This is a genomic window from Desulfovibrio sp., from assembly GCF_018379785.1.
GTDB lineage: Bacteria > Desulfobacterota > Desulfovibrionia > Desulfovibrionales > Desulfovibrionaceae > Desulfovibrio.
On the sequence record NZ_JAGZUV010000017.1, the window covers coordinates 65,327 to 72,224 of the forward strand.

7 protein-coding genes are annotated in these 6,898 nt (G+C 63.0%); all 7 read left to right on the forward strand.

Annotation, left to right across the window (positions count from 1 at the left end):
• Window positions 1–3 precede the first annotated feature (3 nt).
• Complete coding sequence (locus KH208_RS05390; protein ID WP_291434492.1) at window positions 4–807, forward strand: ABC transporter permease; 804 nt, start codon at window positions 4–6, stop codon at window positions 805–807.
• A gap of 8 nt (window positions 808–815) precedes the next feature.
• Entirely contained in the window at window positions 816–1,631 is an 816-nt protein-coding gene (locus KH208_RS05395) for an ABC transporter ATP-binding protein (RefSeq protein WP_291434494.1), read from the forward strand.
• 219 nt (window positions 1,632–1,850) lie between these two features.
• The gene (gene mlaD, locus KH208_RS05400; protein ID WP_291434496.1) at window positions 1,851–2,300 is read left to right on the forward strand and encodes an outer membrane lipid asymmetry maintenance protein MlaD; all 450 of its coding nucleotides are present in this window, start codon (window positions 1,851–1,853) and stop codon (window positions 2,298–2,300) included.
• A gap of 1 nt (window position 2,301) precedes the next feature.
• Window positions 2,302–2,958 (forward strand): ABC transporter substrate-binding protein, encoded by a 657-nt coding sequence (locus KH208_RS05405; RefSeq protein WP_291434497.1) that lies wholly within the window; start codon window positions 2,302–2,304, stop codon window positions 2,956–2,958.
• Complete coding sequence (locus KH208_RS05410) at window positions 2,948–3,820, forward strand: VacJ family lipoprotein (RefSeq protein ID WP_291434499.1); 873 nt, start codon at window positions 2,948–2,950, stop codon at window positions 3,818–3,820. The genes KH208_RS05405 and KH208_RS05410 overlap by 11 nt, the downstream gene beginning before the upstream one ends.
• A gap of 70 nt (window positions 3,821–3,890) precedes the next feature.
• Window positions 3,891–4,904 carry an ABC transporter ATP-binding protein gene (locus KH208_RS05415; RefSeq protein WP_062251407.1) on the forward strand — a complete coding sequence of 338 codons (1,014 nt, stop codon included), beginning with the start codon at window positions 3,891–3,893 and terminating at the stop codon, window positions 4,902–4,904.
• Window positions 4,905–5,272: 368 nt separating this feature from the next.
• The coding region (locus KH208_RS05420; RefSeq protein ID WP_291434502.1) for a methyl-accepting chemotaxis protein at window positions 5,273–6,898 on the forward strand (1,626 nt) is incomplete at its 3' end.

Genomic DNA, 6,898 nt, shown 5'->3' on the forward strand with positions numbered 1-6,898 from the left:
ACCGTGGACGGGCACAGCGCCAAGCCGGGCTTTTTGCGTCTTCTGGGCCGTCCCTGCCTGCGCGGCATTGACGCCGTGGGCGGCATGACCCTGTTCATGCTGGCCGGGCTGGGCCAGATCTTCACCAGCGCCAGGATTTTTCCGCGCAGCCTGCAACAGATCTATGTGATCGGCTACAAATCGCTGTTCGTGATTCTGCTGATCGGCATCTTCTGCGGCATGGTGCTGGGCCTGCAAGGCTACTACACCCTGATCCAGTTCGGATCGGTGGGCATGCTGGGCTCGGCCGTGTCCCTGACCCTGATCCGCGAGCTGGGGCCGGTGCTCACGGCCATCATGCTCACCGGGCGGGCGGGATCGTCCATGGCCGCCGAAATCGGGGTCATGCGCATCACGGACCAGATCGACGCCCTGGACGTCATGGACATCAACTCCCTGGGCTATCTGGTCAGCCCGCGCCTGGTGGCCGCGCTGATTTCCTTTCCCCTGCTCACGGCCATTTTCGACGTCATCGGCATTCTCGGCGGCTATCTCACCGGCGTGCTCATGCTGGGCATCAACGAGGGTGCCTATTTTTACCGCATCGCCAGTTCCGTGACCATGACCGACATATCCGGCGGCTTTGTCAAAGCCCTTGTTTTCGGCCTGCTGGTCACCACTGTCTGCTGCCACCAGGGCTACTACACCCACCGCCGCCGCGACAGCGTCGGCCCCGAGGCCGTGGGCAACGCCACCACCTCGGCGGTGGTCATTTCCTGCGTGCTGATCCTGGCCGCGGACTATATACTGACATCATTCTTATTGTAGGCGGAAGTATGCAGGCTTGGGACATTGAATTTCGCGACCTGAGTGTGGGCTACGGCGAGCACGTGGTGCTGCGCGACATCAACGCCGTACTGCCCGCGGGCAAGGTTTCCGTCATTCTGGGCGGCTCGGGCGGCGGCAAGTCCACCCTGCTGCGGCATATCATCGGCCTTTCGCGGCCGCTGTCCGGCAGCGTGTATCTGGGCGGCCGGGATCTTTTCGCCCTGAACCGCGCGGAATTCCGCCGCGTGCGCCGCCAGATGGGCGTGCTGTTCCAGGACGGCGCGCTGCTGGGCGCGCTCTCCCTGGCCCAGAACGTGGCCCTGCCCCTGAGCGAGCACCTGCGCCTCCCCAGGCCCCTGATCCGCGAGGCGGCTCTGCGCGTGCTGCGCATGGTGGGCCTGGAGGGCTTCGCCGACTTTTACCCCAACCAGCTTTCCGGCGGCATGCGCAAGCGCGCTGGCCTGGCCAGGGCCATCATCGCCGAACCGCGCATTCTGCTCTGCGACGAACCCACCTCCGGCCTGGACCCCATCACCGCCGCCCGCATGGACGAACTGCTGCGCTCCATGCACGAGCAGTACGCCGAAATGACGCTGGTGGTGGTCAGCCACGACCTGGCGAGCCTGCGCGCCATTGCCGACTACGTGCTGGTGCTGCGGGACGGCGGCGCGGTGTTCGCGGGCAGCCTGGCCGAACTGGAGGCCAGCCCGGACCCCTATCTGCGGCAATTCCTCAGCCGCGAGGCCGGGGACCAGCGCCTGACCCTGCATCAACCGGCTGATCCCGTGGTGCGGGCGGCCCTGGACAAATGGCTGGCGTCCTGAAGCGTTTTTCGTTTGAAATGCCGCACGGCTCAAAGGTAAATCGCTCCGGATGCTCTGGAAAAATTTTGACGGAACCTTCCCCGCCGGCCGACAAACCCCGGAAAACAGGCCCGCGGCGCATCTGTCCCGGCGGCCCGCGGGCTTGAAACTTTGCCGCCGGGCGGATATACTAAAAAATGTCATACTTTGTTATGCCGCAGTCTGGAGTCTGAAAAACGCATGAACAGCGTCCGTGAAACCGCCGTGGGCATCTTTGTGTTGCTGGGCCTGATCTGTGTGGCCTACCTGGCCATCAAACTGGGCCGCATGGAATTCTTCGCCAATCAGGGCTTCGAGCTTTCCGCCCGCTTTGATTCCGCCTCGGGCCTGCGGGTGGGCGCGGATGTGGAGCTGGCGGGCGTGCCCGTGGGCCGGGTGGTGGCCATCAGCCTTGACCCCGATCCCCTGCGCACCCAGGCCGTGGTCCATCTGCGCCTGGACAAAAATCTGCATCTTTCCGACGACAGCATTGCTTCCATTAAAACCAGCGGCCTGATCGGCGACAAATACGTCAGCCTCTCGCGGGGCGGTTCGGAAAAAATGCTCCCGCCCGGCGGCACCATCACGGAGACGGAATCTCCGGTGGATCTGGAAACACTGATCGGCAAATACGCCTTCGGAGGTGTGTAATATGCCCCGTATACCCGCGTTTTCACGCGTGCTTGTTCTGTTCTGCGGCCTGGCTCTGGGCCTGGCCGCGTTCTCCGTCGCGGCGCAGGCCGCGCCCGCGCCCTCCTCGCCCGCCCGCCAGGCGCTGGAAACAGCCACCAACCGCATTCTCGCCAGCATCAAGAATCCCGACTACGTCAATCCGGCCACGCGCGGTCCCCTGCGCCAGCAGATTGAGGACGAAGTGCTGCATATCTTCGATTTCGGAGAATTTTCCTCCCGCACCGTGGGCGCGCGCTGGCGCTCTTTCACGCCCCAGCAGCAAAAGCAGTTCAGCGACGCCTTCGCGGACCTGCTGATCAGCACCTATGTGAACAAGATCGACGGTTACAACGGCGAGCAGGTCGGCTATATGGGCGAGCTCTCTTCAGCTGCGGGCGACCGCACGGAAGTGCGTACCGTCATCACCATGAAGGACGGCAAAAAAGTCCCCGTGGCCTATCGCATGCTGCCCAAGGACGGCGGCTGGCGCGTCTATGACGTGCTGATCGAAAACATCAGTCTGGTAAAGAATTACCGTACCCAGTTTCAGGACATTCTGAACAGCGCGAGCCCGGACCAGCTCATTGAGCGGGTGCGGGCCAAAGCGCGGGAAGTACGCCAGCAACATGCCCAATAACACGTCCGTATTCCGCTTTGGCGGCCTGCCCTTCCCGGCGGGCCGCCGCATCGGCCCGGCCCTCTGTTTCCTCCTGCTTCTGGCCTGGTCTTGTCCTTGGGCCGTTTCGGCCGCTCCGGCGGACCCGCCCCGCGCGCCCTCCACGGTTTACTCCAACAGCCCGTCCCTGGCGCCGGGGGCCATTACCGTGCATCCCTACGGCCAGATGCAGCAGTCCGACAGCCTGGACGACTATGATACGGCCCCGGTGGACAGCATCTCGGACCCCCTGGAACCTTGGAACCGATTCTGGTTCCGCTTCAACGACATTTTTTTTCTCCACGTCGCCAAACCCGCCTATAACGCCTGGGTCTTCATAACCCCCCACCAGCTCCGCAGCGGCCTGAAGAACTTTTTTTCCAACGTGATGTTCCCCATGCGTTTCGTGAACAATATCCTCCAGTTCCGTTTTCTGGAAGCCGGGGTGGAGTTCGGACGCTTTTTCATCAACACCACATCCAGCCTGGGTTTCGCGGACGTGGCCAAGGGCAAGAAAACCATTGTGCCCGTGGACCCCTCGGGCGAGGACTTCGGCCAGACCCTCGGGCGCTGGGGTATCGGCCACGGCTTTTACGTGGTCTGGCCTTTTATCGGTCCCAGTTCCGCGCGCGACACCGTGGGCCGGGCGGGCGACCTGTTCACGGATCCCTTTTTCTACGTTTATCCCTGGGAACTGGCCACGAGTTCGGAACTTTCCCTGCGTTTCAACGCGCTGGGGGACGTGTTGCCGCTGTATGAGGATCTGAATAACGCCGCCGTGGATCCCTATATCGCCATGCGTGAAGCGTATATCAACTTCCGCAATTCCCAGGTCAAACACTGAACGTCGGTATTTATCCACTCATTGGCGGCGTCAGATTTCGCGGCGCGTCCCGGTTATATAAAAGATACTCATGGCGACACCCTCCAGAAATTTTTTCAGCGCCCCTCCTGACGCCGCCCCCCTGCTCCGGCTGGAAGACCTTTCCGTGCACTTCCCCTTTGAGGGACGTCTGCTGCCCGCCGTGCGCGACGTGCATCTTGAGCTGCCCCCGGCGGCCATCACCTGTCTGGTAGGCGAGTCCGGCTGCGGCAAAAGCCTCACGGCCCGCGCCGTGCTGCGCCTCACGCCGGAAACCGCCGTGCTCGGCGGCCGGGCGCTGCTGCGCGGCGAAGACCTGCTCAGTCTGCCGGAAAAAGAGCTGCGCGGTATCCGGGGCCGTCGCGTGGGCATGATCTTTCAGGAGCCCATGACCTCGCTCAATCCCGTGCTGCGCGTGGGCGAACAGGTGGCCGAGCCCCTGCGCCTGCACCTGGGCATGGGCCGGGCCGAAGCCCGCCGCGAGGCGGAACGCCTCTTCGCGGATGTGGGCATTCCCTCGCCGCACAGCCGCTATGACGACTATCCCCACCAGCTTTCCGGCGGCATGCGCCAGCGGGTGATGATCGCCATGGCTCTGGCCTGCCGCCCCGAACTGCTGCTGGCCGACGAGCCCACCACCGCCCTGGACGCCACCATCCAGGGCCAGATCCTGCGCCTGATCCTGGACCAGAGCCGGGAACGCGGCATGGCCGTGCTGCTGATCACCCACGATCTGGGCGTGGTGGCCGAAGTGGCGGACGTGGTGGGCGTCATGTACGCCGGGCGTCTGGTGGAACGCGCCCCGGCGCGCGAGCTTTTCGCCGATCCCCGCCACCCCTACACCAGGGGACTGATGCATTCCGCGCCCAGCCGCCGCTCCATGGGTCTCAGCCGTCTGCCCACCATTCCGGGCAGCGTGCCCTCGCTCCAGAACATGCCGCCGGGCTGCCCTTTTCAACCCCGCTGCCCCGAGGCCATGCCCCGTTGCACCGAAGCCATGCCCCCGTCATTCGTGCGGGGCGAGCATGCCGTGGCCTGCTGGCTGGCTGAATCTTCCGCGCCATAGAGCATTTTGCTTTTGAAACGCTTGCTTCGGCGCTCCACAACGAAAAGAAACTCCATTCGCGCCTGCGTGACGAACAGGACGGCATCGCACCCCCACCAGGGCAAATTCAAGATAACATCACTCAGAACGTCCTTTTTTTGCCGCCACGCATAACACATAGACGGGAAAAACCGATAAGGAAAACAAGAGATGCAGTTCCGGCTGTTACCCGGATGCCGGGGTAGCCGGCAGCCGTTTTCCGCGCTCCAGGCCTTGGGGGATCTGGAGGCCGCTGTCTCGGCGTGCGTCATCCTTTCGGCAACCTTCGTGCGGGGTTGCAGCATTACTCATGCCTGTCAACCACGCCTCACTGTTGAATGGGGGAAACAATGAAGCTGTCCACAAAAATCTGCGTCAGTATGGGCCTGTTAACGCTCCTCATGGCCATTCTCACAAGCTATCTGCTGATCCAGATGGCGGCGATCAACGGCGCATCCACGGAAATTGCCGATCAGAAAATGCCCATCGTCGATCTTGCCGGGAGGCTGAACGCCGAGATCACCCAGTATCGCGTCATAGAAATGCGCCACATCTATGCCACGGACCCCAAGGCCATGGCCGAAGATGACAAGGAACTCAACCAGCAGCGCACGAAAATCGCCGACATCGTGGGCAATCTGGACAAGCGCATCTACGTGCCCAATGTCCGTGAAATTTTTGACCGTCTGGTCAAGGCGCGGGACGCCTACCACGGCATTTCAGAGCGCACTCTGGCCCTCTCCCGCAATATGGAGACCGAAAAGGCCATATCCATCATCCTCGGCGATTCGCGCCACGCCTACCAGGCCTTGAGCGACGCGCTTGTGGAGCTGTCGGACTCCGCCATGAAAAACGCCGTGGCCGTCAGCCACGAGGGCGACGCCATGTACGAGCGCAGCCGGATGATCGGCATCGGCATGACCCTTGCCGCCATTTTCATCGCCGTGCTGCTCACCGTGCTGACCGTGCGCAACACCATCCGCCAGCTCGGCAAGGACCCCGGCGAGCTGAATGCCATTGCCCGCCGCGTGGTGGACGGCGACTACAACATCGACGACGGCGGTAAAAAAATGGGCGTCTACGGGGCCATTGTGGAAATGGTCAACGCCTTGAAGCGGAATATTGAAAACTCCCAACGCGAGTCGGAAAACGCCAAGGAACAATCAGCCAGGGCCCGGGAGGCCATGGAACAGGCCGAGGCCGCGAGCAAGGAGGCTCAGTCCAAGACCGAGGCCATGCTGGTAGCCGCCGACAAACTGGAAGCTGTGGGCAATGTGGTCTCCTCCGCCTCCACCCAGTTGTCCGCCCAGATCGAACAGTCCGACCGGGGCGCGGCCGAATCCGCCCAACGCCTTTCCGAGGCGGCCACGGCCATGAATGAAATGAACGCCACGGTCCAGGAAGTGACCAGGAACGCCGGTTCCGCCTCCGCCGCCTCCGCCGAGACCAAGCAGAAGGCCGAAGCCGGAGCCCAGGTGGTGGAAAAAGCCGTGCACAGCATTGACCAGGTCCACCAGATGTCCCTGGTTCTCAAGGAAGACATGGTCCAGCTCAACGAGCATGCCCAGGACATTACCCGGATCATGAATGTGATCTCGGACATCGCGGACCAGACCAACCTCCTGGCCCTCAACGCGGCCATTGAAGCGGCCCGCGCGGGCGAGGCCGGGCGCGGCTTCGCCGTGGTGGCCGACGAAGTGCGCAAGCTGGCGGAAAAGACCATGGCCTCCACCCAGGATGTGGGCAACGCCATCAAGTCCATTCAGGAAAGCACGGCCAAGAGCATGACCGGCGTGGACAACGCCGTGGAACGCATCGGCGAGGCCACGGAACTGGCCAACCAGTCCGGCGCGGCCCTGGAGGAAATCGTGGCCACGGTGGAAGCCACCGGCGACCAGGTCAACGCCATTGCCACGGCCAGCGAGGAACAGTCCGCAGCTTCCGAAGAAATCAACCAGTCCATCGTCCAGGTCAAC

What these genes read in the sequence shown, in the direction of transcription:
- KH208_RS05395 (WP_291434494.1), top strand. Translation starts at nt 816, where the DNA reads ATGCAGGCTTGGGACATTGAATTTCGCGACCTGAGTGTGGGCTACGGC.
- mlaD (WP_291434496.1), top strand. Translation starts at nt 1,851, where the DNA reads ATGAACAGCGTCCGTGAAACCGCCGTGGGCATCTTTGTGTTGCTGGGC.
- KH208_RS05405 (WP_291434497.1), top strand. Translation starts at nt 2,302, where the DNA reads ATGCCCCGTATACCCGCGTTTTCACGCGTGCTTGTTCTGTTCTGCGGC.
- KH208_RS05410 (WP_291434499.1), top strand. Translation starts at nt 2,948, where the DNA reads ATGCCCAATAACACGTCCGTATTCCGCTTTGGCGGCCTGCCCTTCCCG.
- KH208_RS05415 (WP_062251407.1), top strand. Translation starts at nt 3,891, where the DNA reads ATGGCGACACCCTCCAGAAATTTTTTCAGCGCCCCTCCTGACGCCGCC.